This is a genomic window from Hymenobacter cyanobacteriorum (assembly GCF_022631375.1).
Classification (GTDB): Bacteria; Bacteroidota; Bacteroidia; order Cytophagales; family Hymenobacteraceae; genus Hymenobacter; species Hymenobacter cyanobacteriorum.
Map to the genome: position 1 here is coordinate 473,408 of NZ_JALBGC010000002.1, position 17,036 is coordinate 490,443.

Consider the following 17,036-nt stretch of genomic DNA (forward strand, 5'->3'; position numbering starts at 1 on the left):
GACGTTGCGGCTGGCCGCACGAAAGTAGCGGATAGAGCCGTAGGGGCGGGGCCTGCCCCCGCCCGTAACAGAACAGAATCGTGGAAACAGCGAGCCATGCGACCCTCACGTCCGGGCGGGGGCAGGCCCCGCCCCTACATCGGCCATAACTTTGCACCCCCACCAACCCACCTATGAATGCGACTTACGCGCTACACCACCCCGTTTTTCTGCACTGTTTTCACCTTTAACGCCCTCGCTCAAAGTACCCCCGCCGACAGCACCCGCGCCCTGAACGAAGTGACGGTGTACGGCACTCGCCTCGACCAGGTGGCCGGCCAGACCGGCCGCTACGTGACCGTGGTTTCGGGCCGCACGCTCAGCCAGTACCCCGTGGCCTCGCTTGATGATTTGCTGCGGCTGCTGCCGGCCATTGAAATGCAGAGCCGCGGCAACTTCGGCACGCAGGCCGATATTACGCTGCGCGGTTCCACCTTCAACCAAGTGCTGATTCTGCTGGATGGCATGCGGCTTAACGACCCGCTCACGGGCCACTTCGCGGGCTACCTGCCCATTACACCGGCCGAGATTGAGCAGATTGAAGTAGTGCGCGGCCCCGGCGCGGCCCTCTACGGCCCCGATGCCGTGGGCGGCTTCGTCAACATCGTCACCAAAACCTTCGCCGCCACTCACCGGCCCGATGGCGTGGAAATCGGCGGCACCTTCATGGCCGGCGAATACGACTTAAAAACCACCAATGCCGGCTTTTACGGCCAGGACAAGGGCCTGCGCCTGGCGGGCGGCATCCTCAACAACACTGCCAGCGGCCAACTGCTGAACCTGCCCGGCGGCGGGCGCAACGATTTCAAGCTGAACACCTACTCGCTCTCGGGCGCGTACCAAATCAGCCCGAAATTCAGCGCCGCCGCCCGCGCCAGCTTCGACCGGCGCGACTACAACGCCCAGAATTTCTACACGAACTCGCCCAGCGACCGCGCCCGCGAAACCACCTCGCGCGACTGGTACCAGGGCCAGCTGCGCTACGACTGGAGCACCCGCGCCCGCACCGAGCTGCAACTGGTGGGCAACTCCAGCACCGATGACTACCGCTACACGCCCACTTCGGTGGCCAGCAGTCACCTCATGCACTACCTCAACGTGCAGGCCCAGCACCAGCTGCGCTTTTCCGACAAGGTGCAGCTGACCCTGGGCGGCCAGGCCGACCGCCGCCGCGTGCGCAGCAACGACCAGGGCATCCATTCGGTGTGGCACCAAGGGGCATTTGCGGTGGCCGGCCTCGCGCCCACCAGCGGCCTGAACCTGACGGCGGCCCTGCGGGTCGACCACGACCAGGCTTACGGCACCGAAGTGCTGCCCCAGTTCACGGCCAGCCAGCGCCTGGGCGACAAGCTGACGGTGCGCGGAGCGGTGGGCCGGGCCATTCGGGCGGCTAATTTCACCGAGCAGTATTATTCGTCCATTCGGCCCGGCACGGTGCCCAACGGCTTCAACATTGGCAACCCCAACCTGAGCGCCGAGCGCACCTGGAGCTACGAGGGCGGCCTCGATTTCCAGCCCTTGCCGGCCCTGACGCTGCGCGGCACCTATTTCAACCGCTACGGCCGCAACCTGATTGACTACGTGAGCCAGTCCGGCGCGCAGGTTATTGAAAAAACCGGGCTTGCTAACCTGAACGCGGCCTACACTTACCGCCTGGCCGAAAACCTGTTTGCCGTGAGCACGCAGGGCCTGGAACTGGAAGCCAGCACCCGCGCCCAGCTAAGCAAGGGCCTGCGCCTCGAAGGCAGCGTGGGCTACACCTACACCCATCTGAACGTGGACGGCAACATTACGTCGCAGTACCTGAGCAACGTGGCCCGGCAGCTCGTGAGCGGCAATGTGAGCCTGGTGCACCGCCGCTTCACGGCCAGCCTGGGCGGGGTGTATAAGCAGCGCACCGGCCAGCAAGCCTTCGCCAGCGCTACCGCAAACGAGGCCCAGCTCACGCCCGATTACGTGGTCATCAACGGCCGGCTGGATGTAGCGCTGCTGCCCGAGCGCCTATGGGTGGTAGGACAGGCCCAGAACCTGTTCGATGCCAAATACTCCGACCTGCTGGGCGCCCAGATGCCCGGCCGCTGGCTGATGGCCGGCGTGCGGCTGGCGCTGCGGCGGTAGGTTTAAAGCTACCGAAACTGCCTATAAAAAGAACGTCATGCTGAGCGAAGTCTAAGCATCTCTACCGCAAGAGTAAATGATTACTTTGGCGGTAGAGATGCTTCGACTTCGCTCAGCATGACGCTTTTTAACTCGGTTAATAATCTGCTACTGAATCTGTGCTTTCAACCAGTCCTTCGCTTCCTGCAGCGTGCGGTGCTGGGATGTTTCGATTTCGTAGGCGTTGGTTTCGGCCACGTTGTGGGTGTAGCTCTGCACCGAAATCTGGCCGAACACCGTTTCTGGCACCACGAAGCTGACGTGGCGAATGCCCGCATTGTGAGCGCGGATGTTCCAGTCGGTGCGCATCCATTCCTGGTCGGCGGGTTTCACGGCCTGCACGTCGCGGGTGTCGGCGAGCCAGCCCAGGGGCTGGGTGCGGGCCGCTTCGGCTTCGTAGAGCTCCAGGCCCCGGTTCATCAGGAAGCGGAACTGCTCGCTGTTGGCAAAGCCCTGCCAGGAGATGATGAAACACGGAACTTCGGGCGAGAATAGCATGCGGCCATACGGCTCGGCGTGCACAACGGTATCGGACATGAACTGGCGGTATCGGGCAGGTGGTGGGAAGCGGACATACGCGCCAGCCAAATGCCTCGCCCATACGCGCGGCGGCGCGGCGGGGTTGCCGGGCGGTAGTTGCGGTTGGCCCGGGCAGCCATTCGGCGCTACCTTTGCGCCATCAATTCTTTCTCCCCGAAGGATTGTTTTTATACAGAGGCGCTGAGAGACAGGCTCGACGACGCGCCGGCAACCACCCGCAACCGCGGGCCGGTGCCAAGTCCTGATTATATAAAAACAACTGCCGTGCCTGCTGTTCCTGCTGCCTCGCTTGCTTTTCCTGGTCTTTTTCGTGCCCGTTTGTTATCGGCGGGCCGGATGCTGACGGGCTGTTGTTGCTGTTGATTGCGGGCGCTAACGCCGCGTAGCTGACGCTGCGGCCGGCCATTCCAATTCCTTTTTACGGGCTTTTTGCTTTGCGGCACGGCCGCCCCGGGTGGGGCGGTGGCGTGGCGCGTATTTATCTGGTTATGTTGAAAAAATCACTGGAGCTGCTCCGCGCGGAGGCAGCCGAAACGGGGGCGAATACTCTCAAACGCAGCCTGAACGGCGTGAGCCTGATTGCCATTGGCATCGGCGTTATTATTGGGGCGGGCCTGTTTTCGCTCACCGGCATCGCGGCGGCCAACAATGCGGGGCCGGCCGTAACGCTCTCCTTTGTGGTGGCGGCCGTGGGCTGCGCCTTCTCGGCGCTGTGCTACGCCGAGTTTGCGGCGCTGGTGCCCGTTTCGGGCTCGGCCTACACGTATTCGTACGCCACGATGGGCGAGCTGTTTGCCTGGATTATCGGCTGGGACCTAGTGCTCGAATACTCGGTAGGCGCGGCCACGGTGGCCATCAGCTGGTCGCAGTACCTCATCAAGTTTCTGGGCAAGTACGGGCTGCACATTCCGGCGCGGCTGGTGATGTCGCCGTTCGAAAGCGCCACGCTGGCCGACGGCAGCACCGTGAGCGGCTACGTGAACGTGCCGGCCATGCTCATCGTGCTGGCCATTACGGCCATCGTGACGCGCGGTACCAAAGGGTCGGCGTGGTTCAATGCGCTGGTGGTGGCCCTGAAGGTGGCGGTGGTGCTGGTGTTCATTGCCCTGGGCTGGCAGTACATCGACCCCGCCAACTACCAACCCTACATCCCGGCCAATACCGGAACGTTCGGCGAGTTTGGGCTAAGCGGGATTCTGCGCGGGGCGGGCGTGATTTTCTTCGTCTTTATCGGCTTCGACATCGTGGCCACGATGGCGCAGGAAACCAAGAACCCGCAGCGCAACATGCCCATTGGCATTCTGGGCTCGCTGGCGGTGTGCACGGTGCTGTTCGTGCTGTTCGGGCACGTGCTGACCGGTTTGGCCAACTACACCGAGTTCAAGAACAGCGCCGCGCCGGTGGCCATTGCCATCGAGAAAACGCCCTACGCCTGGCTGTCCTCGGCCGTGATTCTGGCCATTCTGGTGGGCTATACTTCCGTGATTCTGGTGGATTTGCTGGGGCAGTCGCGGGTATTTTTCTCGATGTCGAAGGATGGGCTGCTGCCGCCGGTGTTCTCGCGGCTGCATCCCACGTTCAACACTCCCGCGCAGTCGACGCTGCTGCTGGGCACGTTCATTGCGCTGTTTGCGGGCTTCGTGCCCATTTCGGTGGTGGGCGAGATGACGAGCATCGGCACGCTGCTGGCGTTCGTGATGGTGTGCCTCGGCGTACTCATCATGCGCAAAACCAACCCCGATGCGCCGCGCTCGTTCCGCACGCCGTGGGTGCCGGTGGTGCCCATTCTGGGCATCGTGGTGTGCCTGGTGATGATGGCCTCGCTGCCCTGGGAAACGTGGCTGCGTCTCATTGTATGGCTGGCGCTGGGCATGGTCATCTACTTCGGCTACGGCCGCAAGCATAGCAAGCTGCGGCTGGCGCAGGAAGGGGCATCAGTTAAGAGTTAGGAGTTAAAAGTTAAAAGTTGGGGGCGCTGGTCATCCTGAGCGCAGCGAAGGACCTTATCACGGTTGAACGGATTGCTGTAAACTGCTCCGACGTGATAAGGTCCTTCGCTGCGCTCAGGATGACAGGCGCCCCAGCTCTTAACTCCCAGCTCTTAACTATCAATGCGTCGTCAGCCCGTTCGCGTCCAACTCCTCGTCGTCGCGCACGCGGCCGAGGTCGCCTTCAAGGTCGATTTCGTTCGCGTCTGGGGTGGGCGTGGCGGCGGCCAGCGGGCGCTGCTTGTACACGTCGATGGCCCCGTTGCGGTCCAGCAGCTCGCGGGCCTGGTCGGCTTCGGCGGCAGTGGTGGTGTCGACGGTGATGACGGCGTGCTCGGGGCCGGTGGCGGCAATGTGGGCGGCGGCATCATCGAGCTGCGTGCCGCTGAAAATGTTGCTGAAAAACCGCACCACGCCGTCCTGAAAGGTTTCGGTGGGGGCTTCGAGGCCGGGCAGGTGCTGGGCCTGCAGGGTTTCGCGGGTGGCGAGCTGCACGGCCGGGCCGGCAAAGCCGGCGGCTTGCAGCTGCGCAACGGCAAACTCGGCTTCGGAAACACTGGTGAACAAACCAACAACGGTACGGGCCATAACAAAGCGCGGGAGGGTGCCCGGTGTCTACGCGGGCTGGGCTGGCCGGTTGTGGCGGCGGCGCGGCGTTCGCTACGCCAGCGGCTGGTGAGCGCGGGCGTGGCCGGCATGCCCGTTTTAGCTGCCTGGTAGCGAATGCGAAGGCCCCCTGCGCCTCCGCCTGCCGAAAGCAGGCATCAAACGGCTTTGTGCACAAATCAAACCGGGCGGGCAGTTCGGCAAAAATTCCTACCTTTTGCCCATCCATCCACCAACCCCCACATCTACCGCATGGCCCAGCCCAAATACGCCGCCCGGTTCGAGAATTTCTTCCTGAACCTGCGCCTCAACCGCGACCAGTTTGCCGACATGGCCGCCTTCACCCTGCAAGCCCTGGAGCAGGGCGGCCCGGCCTTCCAGGCCGTGGCTGCGGCCCTCGCTACCTCCCTCGGTGGCTACCGCACCACCCACGTGGGCCAGCTCTCGGGGGCGGCCCGGGGCGCGGTCGTCACCCTGGCGCAGGCGCTGGCTGATTTCAAGGCCTACGTGAAAAAGGTGGAGCGCAAGTTCGTCATCCCCAACTACGAGGAGAAAAGCGCCGATTTCGTGGCCATCTTCCCCAACGGACGTGGCGGCCTGGCCAAGGCCAACCAGACCAAGGTCGAAGATGCCTTCGAGGCCTTCCTGAATGCGCTCGATGACCGGCCCACGGTGTTCCCGTCGCCGCTGCGCAAGGAGGGCCGCGAAACCATCCTGCCCAATCTGGCCGACGCCCTGAAGCGCGCCGACACCCAGGCCACCACCACCGACACCCAGCGCATCGACCTACACGACGGCCGCGAAGCCACCTGCCGCGCCCTGTTCCGCGCCTACGCCACCCTGCTGCTCGAATACGCCGACCAGCCCCAGCGCGCCGCCGCGTTTTTCGATTTGAGCAAGGCCGATACGGGCGGCGGCAAAAAGAAAGGCCAGCTGCCCGGCATCGCTCCGAAAAGCTGATACTGACTGCTGCTTCCTGAAACGCCCGTTGCGGAGCTCCGCAATGGGCGTTTCCGTGCGAAACAGGCGTTGCGGACGTCCGCAGCGGCCTTCGCGCCACGGTGGCGGGCACTCCGGAGCTCCGCAACGGCCTGCGCGGCCGGAAATGCTTGTTGCGGAGCTCCGGAGTGCCCGTTGCACGGCGCGAAGGCCGCTGCGGACGTCCGGAGTGGGCTGCGCGGTGCGGCGGCGGGAGGGCCGGAGCTCCGTACTGCTTACTTTGAGCCATGAAGCATTACGACATGCTATTGCGGGTTCTGGCGCTGCTGATAACGCTCGGTTCTCCCTGCGCTGCCCAAACGCGGCAGGCACTATTGCGCTCCGTAGAAGCGCCGGGAGTGGTGCCGGTCGGCGACAGCTTGTTTATGGATGAAGCCGAGGTGACTAATCTGCATTGGATGGAATACCTGCATTTCTTACGCAACGATTCTTCCAACGCTTTTTATCAATCGCAACTGCCCGACACGCTGCGCCTGCGCCGGTGGCTGTTCGCTCGGCACGACACGATTAATAAAAGCCGGTTTTATTATTACGGGTACGCTGATTTTCGCCATTTCCCGGTTGTAGGCGTTACGTACAGCCAGGTAGTTAGCTACTGCCGATGGCGCACGGCCAAGGTGCGGGAAGGCTACCTGCAATCGGCCGACTTCAAAAAGAAGCATAAGAAGCTGCTGCAACAATATGATGTCGTTATCACCTATCGGCTCCCCACCGTGGCCGAGTGGGAGACTGCCGCTGCTGCTGCGCTCGACCCGACAAAAGCGCCTTATGGCGTGGTGCGGCCGCCCGTGCCGGGTACCGCGCAGTATAAACGGGGATTGCTGCGAGAGCGCAACGATTTTGCCAGTTGTCTCCCAGCCATTGCCGAGGCCGCGCCACTGGGTGCGCCCATCTTTGGAATGGAGTTTAACGTGCTCGAAAAGGGCTATGTGGGCAACACGCTGGCCCCTTTTCGGTGCCGTGAAAAACCCGGCACATCCTGGTCTGCTACGGACGGTACTTTTCCGCAATACGCTTACTCAAACCCGCCCAACGGCTATGGGCTTTTCAACATGGTGGGCAATGTGGCCGAGCTAACGGCCACGCCCGGCGTAGCCAAAGGCGGCTCCTTCGGGCACTCTATTCTGGATTTCACGTTGAAGACCAGCTTCCCATATGACGGACCACAGGAGTGGCTTGGGTTTCGTTGCGCCTGCGTAGTGGAGTTGCGCCGCAAAGCAGTGCTCGATTGAGTACACTGGCAGACGCACGCTAGCCCCACCGTACCTTCGCCCGCGCCCCGCCGAACTTTTAACCTATTCAGGTAGTTGGCAGCGGAATCCCTCAGCTTAACGATGAACACCACCCAATATCCAGGCCTGCTACCTTCTTACGAGCACGAGCGCCTGGCGGCCCTGCAGCCCTACCAGGTGCTGGGCACCCCGGGCCAGGAGGTGTTCAACGACTTCGTGAGCATTGTGGCCAAGCTTTTCGACATGCCCATTGCCCTCGTGAGCCTGGTGCGGGCCGACGACGTGGTGTTCATCGGCCAGGAGGGCCTGCCCGAAGCCCTGAGCGTACCCCGCGAAGACAGCATGTGCTCGGTGGCCATCCTCAGCCACGACCTCACCGAATTCCGCGACGTGGTGGCCGCGCCCTGCACCCTCGTGAATCCCTACGTGGCCCAGCAGCTGCACCTGGGCTTTTATGCCGGCCAGGCCCTGCGCTCGCCCGAGGGTCAGCCCCTGGGCAGCCTCTGCGTCATCGACCGCCGCCCCCGCCAGCTCACCCCCTCCGAAGGCAAGCTGCTGAAGGACCTGGCCCAGGTAGCCCAGGAACTGCTGCGCCTGCAAGCCGCGCTGGCCACCGGCCTCATCGTGTCGGAGGAGCTGCGCACCCGCCTCGATGCCACCGTGCAGCAGTCGCTCACCCGCCTGGCCACCCTGGCCGAGCTGCGTCAGTGGGAAACCGCCCCCGACACCGCCGACACCCAGCGCTACGTGGAGTCGCGGCTGGACGAGGCCCGGTTTCTGGCCCAGACGCTGAACCGCGAGTTGAAGGCGCTGCTGGGGTAGGCGGGAAACCGTTTCGGCAGGTGTCTGAACGCAGCGAGTAAAACCGCGTAACTTGACCCGACAACGACCCGCCGCCACGCCCATGGACACCGCCGCAATTCCCCAATACATTGAGCTGAACCCGGAAATCCGGTTCGGCAAGCCCATTCTGCGCGGCACCCGCACCACCGTGGCCGAGGTGCTCGGCATGCTGGCCAACGGCATGAGCGCGGCCGAGATTCAGGAAGATTTTCCGGCCATTACCGAAGCGCACGTACGCGCCTGCCTGCTCTACGCGGCCTATAAGGAGAGCATCGTGCTGCTGGCCGCCGCTTAGTTTGTATGCGACTGCTACTCGATGAGAACGTGTCGTGGCGACTGGCCGCCCAGCTGCGCCCGCACTGCGAGGTGGTGCTGCACGTGCGGGATATCCAGCTCGATAACAGCCCCGATACCAGTATCTGGCGCTACGCCCGGCAGCACGGCTACGACATCATCACGAAGGACGAAGATTTTGTGCGATTGGTGGTTGCCAATGGGTTTCCGCCGCGCATCGTCGCTCTCCAGAACGCGCAGGTGCCGGTGGGGCAGCTGGCCGCGTTCATGGTGGCGCACTTGCCCCAGCTGCGGCAGTTCTTGGGCGCTCAAACCGAGTTTGGTCTGCTGATGCTGCGGCTGCCGTAGTTGCGCCGATTCGACCTTTTTCGCGGTTACCTTTGTTGATTCCCTACGCCGAAAACCCTTCGGCGGCCCCGTAAAATCAACCCGAATTCCGTGATAGTTTGCATTGCCGAAAAGCCCAGCGTGGCCCGTGAAATCGCCAACGTGCTGGGCGCCACCCGCCGCATGGACGGCTACATGGAAGGCAACGGCTACCAGGTGACGTGGACCTTCGGCCACTTCTGCCAGCTCAAGGAGCCCGACGACTACCAGCCCGAGTGGAAGCGCTGGAGCCTGCACAACCTGCCCATGATTCCGGACACGTTCGGCATCAAGCTCATGCGCCGCGACGCGGGCGTGGTCAGCCAGTTCAACACCATCAAAAAGCTAGTGAGCGAGGCCACCGAAGTCATCAACTGCGGCGACGCCGGGCAGGAAGGGGAGGTGATTCAGCGATGGGTGCTGATGGAAGCCAAGTGCCGCAAGCCCGTCAAGCGCCTCTGGATTTCGTCGCTCACCGAAGAAGCCATCCGCCAGGGCTTCGCCAACCTGCGCGAGGCCAAGGAATTCGACTCGCTGTACCAGGCCGGCAAAAGCCGCGCCGTGGGCGACTGGCTGCTGGGCCTGAATGCCACGCGCCTTTTCACCCTCAAATACACCACCTACCAGGACAAGCAGCTCCTAAGTATCGGCCGGGTGCAAACCCCCACGCTGGCCCTGCTGGTGGAGCGTTGGCACGAAATCCAGAACTTCCGCCCCGAGCCGTACTGGGTGCTGAAGACTGAATACCGCGGCACCCTGTTCAGCCACATGGCGTCACCGGATAAAGCGAAAGACGCCGACGCCGCGCCCGACACCAAGAGCCGCCTGCGGGCCCTGGGCTACTTCGTGACGGAGGAGGAAGCTAAAGAAGCCCTCGAAGCCGTGCGCCCCGCCCCGCTGCGCGTAACCGACGTGGAGATTAAGAAAGGCCGCGAGTCCCCGCCGCGCCTGTTTGATTTGACCTCGTTGCAGGTGCAGTGCAACAACCAGCTGGGCCTCTCGGCCGAGGACACGCTGAAAATCGTGCAGGCGCTGTACGAGAAGAAGGCCGTGAGCTACCCGCGCGTCGACACCACCTTCCTGCCCGACGACCAGTACCCGAAAATCCCCGGCATCCTGCGCGGTATCGGCTACGATGCGCTGACCGGCCCGCTGCTGGCCGCCAAGATTCCAAAGACGCCCAAGGTTTTCAACAACAATAAAGTCACCGACCACCACGCCATCATCCCGACCGGCGCGGCCGGCCCCGGCGGCGGCATGGAAACCAGCGTGTACGACATCATCGCGCGCCGCTTTATCGCCGCCTTCTACCCCGATTGCGAAGTGAGCAACACGACGGTGCTGGCCGAAGCCGCCGAGCGTCCCTTCCGCGTGCGCGGCCGCCAGATTCTAAATCCCGGCTGGCGCGTGGTGTACGGCGACCCCACCCAGCAAGCGGCTCCCAAGCCTGCGCCCGCCCCGGGCGCCGCCGGTGTGCCCGCCGAGGGCGACGACGATGCCGTGAGTACGGTGCTGCCCAACTTCGTGAAAGGCGAAAGCGGCCCGCACGACCCGCGCCTGGAAAGCAAGATGACCCAGCCGCCCAAGGACTACACCGAAGCTACCCTGCTGCGCGGCATGGAAACGGCCGGCCGCAACATCGACGACGAGGAGCTGCGCCAGGCCATGAAGGAAAACGGCATCGGCCGCCCCAGCACCCGCGCCGCCATCATCGAAACCCTGTTCAAGCGCAACTACATCAAGCGCGAGAAGAAGCGCATCGTGCCCACCCCGACGGGGGTGGAGTTGATTGGCCTGATTAGAAACCCCACGCTGAAATCAGCGGAGCTCACGGGCCAATGGGAGCACAAGCTGCGCCAGATTGAGCGCGGCGAGTTGTCGTCGGAAGGCTTTCTGGGCGAGCTCTCGGCCTTGGTGCGCGAGATGGTTTCGGAGGTGAAAAACGACGGGCGCGGCCGCATGGTCACGTCGGGCAGCGCCGAATTGGCGGTGCAGGCGGCCCAGAATGGGGGCGCGGCCGCCAGCGGCAAAGTGCCCGCCGGAATGACCGGCGGCCGCCCCGCCAAGCCCGGCGGCCCGGCCACGCTGCCCGGGGCCAACGGCCTCGGCTACTGCCCGGCCTGCAAAACCGGCCACGTGGTGCGCGGCAAAACGGCCTTCGGCTGCGTGCGATTCCGCGAAGGCTGCACGTTCCGGCTGCCGGCCGAAGTCCACGGCAAGAAGCTCAGCGACCCGCAGGTAAAAGCCCTGCTCGCCAAAGGCCGCACGCCGGTGATGAAAGGCTTCATCGGCGCCGAGGGCCAGAAGTTCGACGCCGCCATCGGGCTCGATACCGCCTTCCAGCCTATTTTGCTGCAGGTGGCCGACAGCAAGCCCGGCGCCGCCCCCGATTCGGGCCTGATTCCGTGCCCGGTGTGCAAGCTTGGCACCATGCTCAAAGGCAAAACCGCCTACGGCTGCTCGCGCTTCCGCGAAGACTGCCAGTTCCGGGTGGCCTTCGAGTGGGGCGGCAAGCAGCTCACCGAAACCCAGCTCAAGCAGTTGCTGCGCAAGGGCGAAACCAGCGTCATCCGCGGCTTTATTTCTTCTAAAACTGGCAACAAGTACGATGCTGCGCTGAAGGTGGAAGAGGGCCGCGTGGTGCCGGTGTTTGGGTAGAGGAGCTTCTGTTTGGGTGATAAAGAACGTCATGCTGAGCGGAGTCGAAGCATCTCTACCGCTTCGTTGCAATCGACATTGATTTACTGCTGCGGTAGAGATGCTTCGACTGCGCTCAGCATGACGTTCTAGCTAAGCCGGCGTCTCCCCATACTCCACCAGGTTCTTCACCATGCCTTTGAAGATGATGCCGTGGAAGGGCAGCACCGAATACCAGTACAGCCGGCCGGCCAGGCCGCGCGGGCGGTAGGCGGCCAGTTGCTCCACGGCGTGGGTGCCGTTGGGCTGGTCCACGATGCGGAACTGCAGCCAGGCTTCACCGGGCAGCTTCATTTCGGCGTAGAGCAGCAGGCGGCGGCCGGGCTTGTCGGCCACCAGCACGCGCCAGAAATCGAGCGGGTCGCCGGCGCGCAGGCGCGAGGGCGAGCGTCGGCCCCGGCGCAGGCCCACGCCGCCCACGGCCTTGTCCATCAGCCCGCGCAGCTTCCACAGAAAGTCGGTTTTGTACCAGCCCCGGTCGCCGCCGATGCGCCAGATATTGTCCAGCACTTCGGCCACCGGCCGCGTGAAGGGTTGCAGCTGGCGGTCGAAGAACATGCCGTTTTTGGGAATCTGGATGGCATCCATGTAGTTCTGGCGCATGGTGCCGCTGCTCAGCGCGTCGCTCCAGCTGCTCACCACCTCGTTCTGCTCGATGCGGGTGAAGGCCAGCGCCAGCGCGGCGCGGTAGCTCATGGGCGTGTGCGGCACCACGGCGCTGATGCTTTTGCCGGGGTCGCACACGGTGTCGTTCTTCAGGCTCTCAACCAGGCTTTGGGCCAATGAAAACGTGGTGCTCGTGACCAGATACAGCCACCACGACGACAGCCGGGGCGTGAGCACGGGCACCGTCACAATCCAACGCTTATACCCGCGCTCGGCGGCCAGCCCCAGCAGCATCTGGCGGTAAGTCAGCACATCGGGCCCGCCCACGTCGAAAGCCCGGCCGAAGCAGGCCGCGTTATCGAGCACGGCGGTGAGGTAGAACATGATGTCGCGGATGCCAATGGGCTGGCAGCGCGAGTTCAGCCAGCGCGGCGTCACCATCACGGGCAACTTCTCCACCAAATCGCGAATGATTTCAAAAGAAGCCGACCCCGACCCGATGATGATGCTGGCCCGTAGCACCGTGATTTTGGCGTGTTGGGCCTGGCTCAGCACGTTTTCCACGGCGCGGCGCGAGCGCAGGTGCACGCTCAGGTTGGCATCGTTGGCAATACCCGATAGGTAGATGACCTGCCGGGCGGTGGTCGTGTCGAGATACCGCACGAAATGCTGGGCCGACTGCTGCTCCTGGGCAAAAAAGTCCTCGTTGCCGCTGCTCATCGAGTGCACGAGGTAGTAGGCGGCGTCGATGTCGGTGGGCAGGCTGGCCAGGGTTTTGGGCCGCAGCAGGTCGCCGGTGGCCGTCGTCACGCGCGAATGCAAGGCTTCAGGCATGGTATCGGGCAGGGCAAAACGGCGCGGGTCGCGCACGAGGCATACTACGTTGTGGCCCGCGGCGGCCAGCAGGGGCAGCAGGCGCTGGCCAATGTAGCCGGTGGCCCCGGTGAGGAGAATTTTCATGCGGCAAGCGGGGCAGGAGTGGATACAGGGCGTTGAGCTTAGAAATTAAGCCGCCGCTGGAGGTTGAACGGCCGCGCCGCCGGGTTGTTTGCTGCATCGTGCGCAACCATGCGATGCCTGCCCACGCTCTTCCTGCCCCGTTACCAGGTTGCGCCTTTGTACGCGTTGGGCTGCTCAACCAAAAAGCCCCTTGCTACGGGCAAAGGGCTATTGGAACGGTTGGGAAGACCACCGCTTAGCGGGGGGCGCCGGGCGCCCCTTTCTGCGGCAGCTTATAGCCCACTTGCAAGGCCACCCGCTGGTACTGCGCCGAGCCGAACGTGGCAAAAGCACTGGCCTGCCAGGGGCGGCCGGCGGGTGCCAGCGTGAGGCGGGAATAGGCGAAAGAACTAACCGCCTGGTTGTAGGCCAGCGATGCCGCGCTGCTCACGCCCACCACCAGCGCCAGCGGGCTGCGCGGCCCGAAGCCCGTGCCCAGGCCCCCGTAATACGTTGGGTTGGCCAGGCCCAGCAGGCCGTTGGCGCCGTAGCCGGCTTCGTACTGCACCCAGTGGTTCCAGTTCATTTCCAGGCTGAAGGTGGGCACCACGTTCACCGTGTCGACCACCGTGTTTGTAGCCAGCAGGTCGAATCCCTGGTCCTGGCCGTAATAGCCCACGCGCCCCACCAGCATGCCCACGCCCACGCGGGTCTGCCACTTGTGCCGCTGCAGTTCAAAGCTGAAGTGCGGGTGCGCGGCCAGCAGGGCCACCGTGGCCCGGCGGCCGTCGCCGATGCGCAGGCGGTCGGCGGCGCCCAGCACATCGAGGCCCACGCGCAGGGTGGTGATACTGGGGCGGTCGGGCCGGTGCTGGGCCAGCACGTAGTCGCCGCCAAGCATCAGCCCATCGTAGCGGTGCTCGACGGGAAAGCCCGTGCGCGAGCTGCCGCTGCCGCCAAACAGGCTAATGCTGGAGTGGAAGTCATCGGTGCTGTGCGAGAACCGGCCGCCCGTGTAGCCGCCCCGTACCTCGAAGCTGCGGGTCGTTTCTATTGTAGCTGGTTCGGCACCAACGGCTTGGGCCCGAACGAAAGTGGGTGCCAGCAAAGCGGGCAACAGGGTGGCTACGGCAGCAAGGTGGCGGCGGTGGAACGGCAGGCGGGGCATGGGATGCAGAAAAGAAGTGGTGGAATGATGTGTCAAAGGAACACGCCGCCCCCACTGCCGGGCCAACCATAAAATCCGTAAATCAGACTTTTGCAGCAGCTCAAATTGATTAGTGTTTGCTGATAATCAATTCTCTAAATTTAAATAATAGGGCTTTTGGTGAGAGGTGCTTATTGCGTATTGAGAAAATAAATTCCCCCGCAACCCTGGCATTAATATTTCCTCTTTGCGGGTATGAAGCACTCCCTAAAACTGCTCGCGGCTGGCTTGCTGCTGGCTCCCACTGCCCAAGCCCAGACCAAACTCAGCATTCCGCCCCTGAGCCCAACCACGCGCATCCACCAGAACTTCTCTACTTCCTACATCGACCTGACGTATTCGCGGCCCTCGCTGCGCGGCCGCACGGCATTTGGCAGCCTGATTCCTTACGGTACGGTGTGGCGCATGGGGGCCAACACCATCACCAAAGTGCGTTTTGGTGAGGAGGTGAAAATCAACGGCCAGCCGGTGCCGGCCGGGGCTTACGCGCTGCTCGCCATCCCCGACGCGAAGGAATGGACCTTTGTTCTGAACCGCGACACCGCCCAGTGGGGCAGCTACGACTACAAGCAGGCGCTCGACGTGCTGCGCGTGAAAGCCAAGCCCACAAAACTGGCTGCCCCGGTCGAAACTATGAGCCTGACCGTGGAAAACCTCCGGCCCGCTTCTGCCGACCTCGTTGTGAGCTGGGACCGCACCCAGGTGGTCCTGCCCGTCATCGCCGACCCCGACCGTATTGTGATGGGCCAGATTGCGCAGGCCATGCAAGGCGCCAAAAAGCCCTACGTACAAGCAGCACAGTACTACTACAACGCCGGCAAAGACCTTACGCCCGCCATCGGCTGGCTCGATGAGTACATCAAAGCAACCCCCACCGAATATTATGGCTACTACTGGAAAGCCAAGCTGCTGCAAAAGCAGGGCAAAAACCAGGAGGCCATTGCCGCCGCCACCAAGTCGCTGGAACTCGTGAAAGCCGACAAGAACGAGGTGTCGAAGGCGGAGTACACGCGCCTGAACCAGGAGGTGCTGGCCGCGGCCGGCGCGAAAAAATAAGCGGCACCCCTCCTAAACAACAACGCCCCCTACCACGGTAGGGGGCGTTGTTGTTTGACGAAGGCGAAGAAGCCGACGGCTATTGCACCACTACTTTCTGACGGGCGACGCCGGTAGCGCCTTCTACTTCGAGTAGGTACAGGCCGGCTGGTTCGCGGCTCAGGTCCAGTTCGAGGCCGGTGGCGTTTGACCAGGGTAATTGCTGCACCAGGCGGCCGGTGGCATCGAGCACCCGCACCGTGGCCGGGTTGGCCGCCGTGCGGCTGGCCCGCAAGCTAAAGCGCCCGCCCAGGGCCGGGTTGGGCGACACGGTGAGGCTGGCCTGCAGGGCCGCGTCGGTACGGGTCGCCAGGGCAGTGCCGCTGTAGCGGTTGGCTCCTGGGTTCAGCTGCATCCCGCTAAAATCGAGCGCGCTCGACCAGCCAACGGTGTTGCTCACGAACTCCGTAACGAAGTGGTTGTAGGTTGTTTCGAGCGAAACCCAGGTTTGGCCGTTGTCGCGCGAGTACGACGAGCCTTGGTCGCCGTTGCCAATGTCGGCCCCGGCCGATACGTACTGCGACGTGCCCGGCACCACGCTCAAGCCCGTGCCATGCAGCGGGCCCGTGTACGTAACGGCAGCCCAGGTGGCCCCGCCATCGGTGGTGCGGTAGAGCCGGTGAGCGGTAGAGGTGGGGTTGAGTATGGAGAGCAGGCCATTCTGCGCATCGCGAAACACGAGCGTGCCAATGTTTACTGCCCCCGCGGCCACGGTGGCCACCGTCCACGTCAGGCCCTTATCGGTGGAGTGGAATACCCGGCCCCGCGAGGTCGCGAACCAGATGTGGTTGCCAAAGGCTGCCGGCGGCGTGCTCAACGGGTATTCGTTGGCCTGCGCCGCCGGCGGCGCCGCCACCGGCGTCCAGTTCACGCCCCCGTTCGAAGTCGTGAACATTTCCATCGGCCCCGATGGCGCAACAGGGTCGCCCACGGTGACCCCGTCCGTCGTCGAGAAAAAGTGAATCATGTCCGGGTAACTATCCGGGTTGCCATACACGGTGGGGCTGCTTTGCGTGGTCCAGGTTTGCCCGCCATTGGTGGTGCGGATAATCCGGGCTTCCACTCCCGAAATCACGGTAGTGGCCCAGGCCGTGGTCGCGTTTACGGCCGAAAGCGCCGTGAATTCTTCTTCGTCGGCAGTGCTGACCGGCATTGTGGTCACCGTCCAGGTCTGCCCGCCGTTCACGGTGAGGGCCACTTGGGCCGGCACGTAGCTGCTCGAAATAAAGTCGCTGCCCACTACCCAGGCCGTGTTTGCATCAATGGCATCTGTGTAGAATGGGTACGTATCGGCGGCAAACCCAATGGGTTTGTTTACCCATTGGGCCTGGGCGGTAAAGCCCAGCAGGCAAAGCCCCAGGCAAGAGAGAAAAAGTTTGTTCATAAAAAAGGGGGGAGGGGAAAAAAACGGGTGAAACAGCGGCAAGT

14 protein-coding genes and 1 riboswitch are annotated in these 17,036 nt (G+C 63.5%); of the genes, 9 read left to right on the forward strand and 5 right to left on the reverse strand.

The genetic code is table 11. The features are described 5' to 3' along the window. Positions 1–177: 177 nt before the first annotated feature. Positions 178–2,157: a TonB-dependent receptor plug domain-containing protein gene (locus MON38_RS07155; RefSeq protein ID WP_241935475.1), complete on the forward strand. Its 1,980-nt coding sequence runs from the start codon at positions 178–180 to the stop codon at positions 2,155–2,157. A 147-nt stretch (positions 2,158–2,304) separates the two neighbouring features. Here MON38_RS07155 and MON38_RS07160 read toward each other — a convergent pair whose 3' ends face one another. Continuing rightward, positions 2,305–2,733, reverse strand: coding sequence for a hypothetical protein (locus MON38_RS07160; protein WP_241935476.1), 429 nt, complete (start codon positions 2,731–2,733; stop codon positions 2,305–2,307). 167 nt (positions 2,734–2,900) lie between these two features. Beyond that, positions 2,901–2,992, forward strand: a riboswitch (SAM riboswitch). A gap of 232 nt (positions 2,993–3,224) precedes the next feature. Here MON38_RS07160 and MON38_RS07165 point away from each other — a divergent pair. Then, positions 3,225–4,685, forward strand: coding sequence for an amino acid permease (locus tag MON38_RS07165; RefSeq protein ID WP_241935477.1), 1,461 nt, complete (start codon positions 3,225–3,227; stop codon positions 4,683–4,685). A gap of 159 nt (positions 4,686–4,844) precedes the next feature. Here the strand turns inward: MON38_RS07165 and MON38_RS07170 are convergent, their stop codons facing one another. Beyond that, on the reverse strand, positions 4,845–5,312 hold the full coding sequence (locus MON38_RS07170; RefSeq protein ID WP_241935478.1) for a hypothetical protein: 468 nt from the start codon (positions 5,310–5,312) through the stop codon (positions 4,845–4,847). 270 nt (positions 5,313–5,582) lie between these two features. Here MON38_RS07170 and MON38_RS07175 point away from each other — a divergent pair, with 270 nt between their 5' ends. The 6 genes from MON38_RS07175 to MON38_RS07200 all read left to right on the forward strand — a co-directional run bounded on the left by MON38_RS07175 (position 5,583) and on the right by MON38_RS07200 (position 11,722). Then, positions 5,583–6,290, forward strand: coding sequence for a hypothetical protein (locus MON38_RS07175; RefSeq protein ID WP_241935479.1), 708 nt, complete (start codon positions 5,583–5,585; stop codon positions 6,288–6,290). A gap of 266 nt (positions 6,291–6,556) precedes the next feature. Beyond that, positions 6,557–7,561: an SUMF1/EgtB/PvdO family nonheme iron enzyme gene (locus MON38_RS07180; protein WP_241935480.1), complete on the forward strand. Its 1,005-nt coding sequence runs from the start codon at positions 6,557–6,559 to the stop codon at positions 7,559–7,561. Positions 7,562–7,663: 102 nt separating this feature from the next. Continuing rightward, positions 7,664–8,383, forward strand: a complete 720-nt coding sequence (locus tag MON38_RS07185) for a GAF domain-containing protein (RefSeq protein WP_241935481.1) — start codon at positions 7,664–7,666, stop codon at positions 8,381–8,383. A gap of 82 nt (positions 8,384–8,465) precedes the next feature. Continuing rightward, a complete protein-coding gene (locus MON38_RS07190; RefSeq protein ID WP_241935482.1) occupies positions 8,466–8,699 on the forward strand; it encodes a DUF433 domain-containing protein in 234 nt (77 codons plus the stop codon). A 5-nt stretch (positions 8,700–8,704) separates the two neighbouring features. Beyond that, positions 8,705–9,046, forward strand: coding sequence for a DUF5615 family PIN-like protein (locus MON38_RS07195; protein ID WP_241935483.1), 342 nt, complete (start codon positions 8,705–8,707; stop codon positions 9,044–9,046). Positions 9,047–9,136: 90 nt separating this feature from the next. Continuing rightward, positions 9,137–11,722: a type IA DNA topoisomerase gene (locus MON38_RS07200; protein ID WP_241935484.1), complete on the forward strand. Its 2,586-nt coding sequence runs from the start codon at positions 9,137–9,139 to the stop codon at positions 11,720–11,722. Between the two features lie 132 nt (positions 11,723–11,854). Here the strand turns inward: MON38_RS07200 and MON38_RS07205 are convergent, their stop codons facing one another. Then, on the reverse strand, positions 11,855–13,327 hold the full coding sequence (locus MON38_RS07205; protein ID WP_241935485.1) for an SDR family oxidoreductase: 1,473 nt from the start codon (positions 13,325–13,327) through the stop codon (positions 11,855–11,857). Positions 13,328–13,562: 235 nt separating this feature from the next. After that, positions 13,563–14,474, reverse strand: coding sequence for a hypothetical protein (locus MON38_RS07210; protein ID WP_241935486.1), 912 nt, complete (start codon positions 14,472–14,474; stop codon positions 13,563–13,565). Between the two features lie 234 nt (positions 14,475–14,708). Between MON38_RS07210 and MON38_RS07215 the strand changes: the two genes are divergently transcribed. Continuing rightward, complete coding sequence (locus MON38_RS07215) at positions 14,709–15,569, forward strand: DUF2911 domain-containing protein (protein WP_241935487.1); 861 nt, start codon at positions 14,709–14,711, stop codon at positions 15,567–15,569. Between the two features lie 79 nt (positions 15,570–15,648). On the opposite strand, the gene MON38_RS07220 is transcribed toward MON38_RS07215, so the two are convergent. Further along, positions 15,649–16,992: a T9SS type A sorting domain-containing protein gene (locus MON38_RS07220; protein WP_241935488.1), complete on the reverse strand. Its 1,344-nt coding sequence runs from the start codon at positions 16,990–16,992 to the stop codon at positions 15,649–15,651. Positions 16,993–17,036 lie beyond the last annotated feature (44 nt).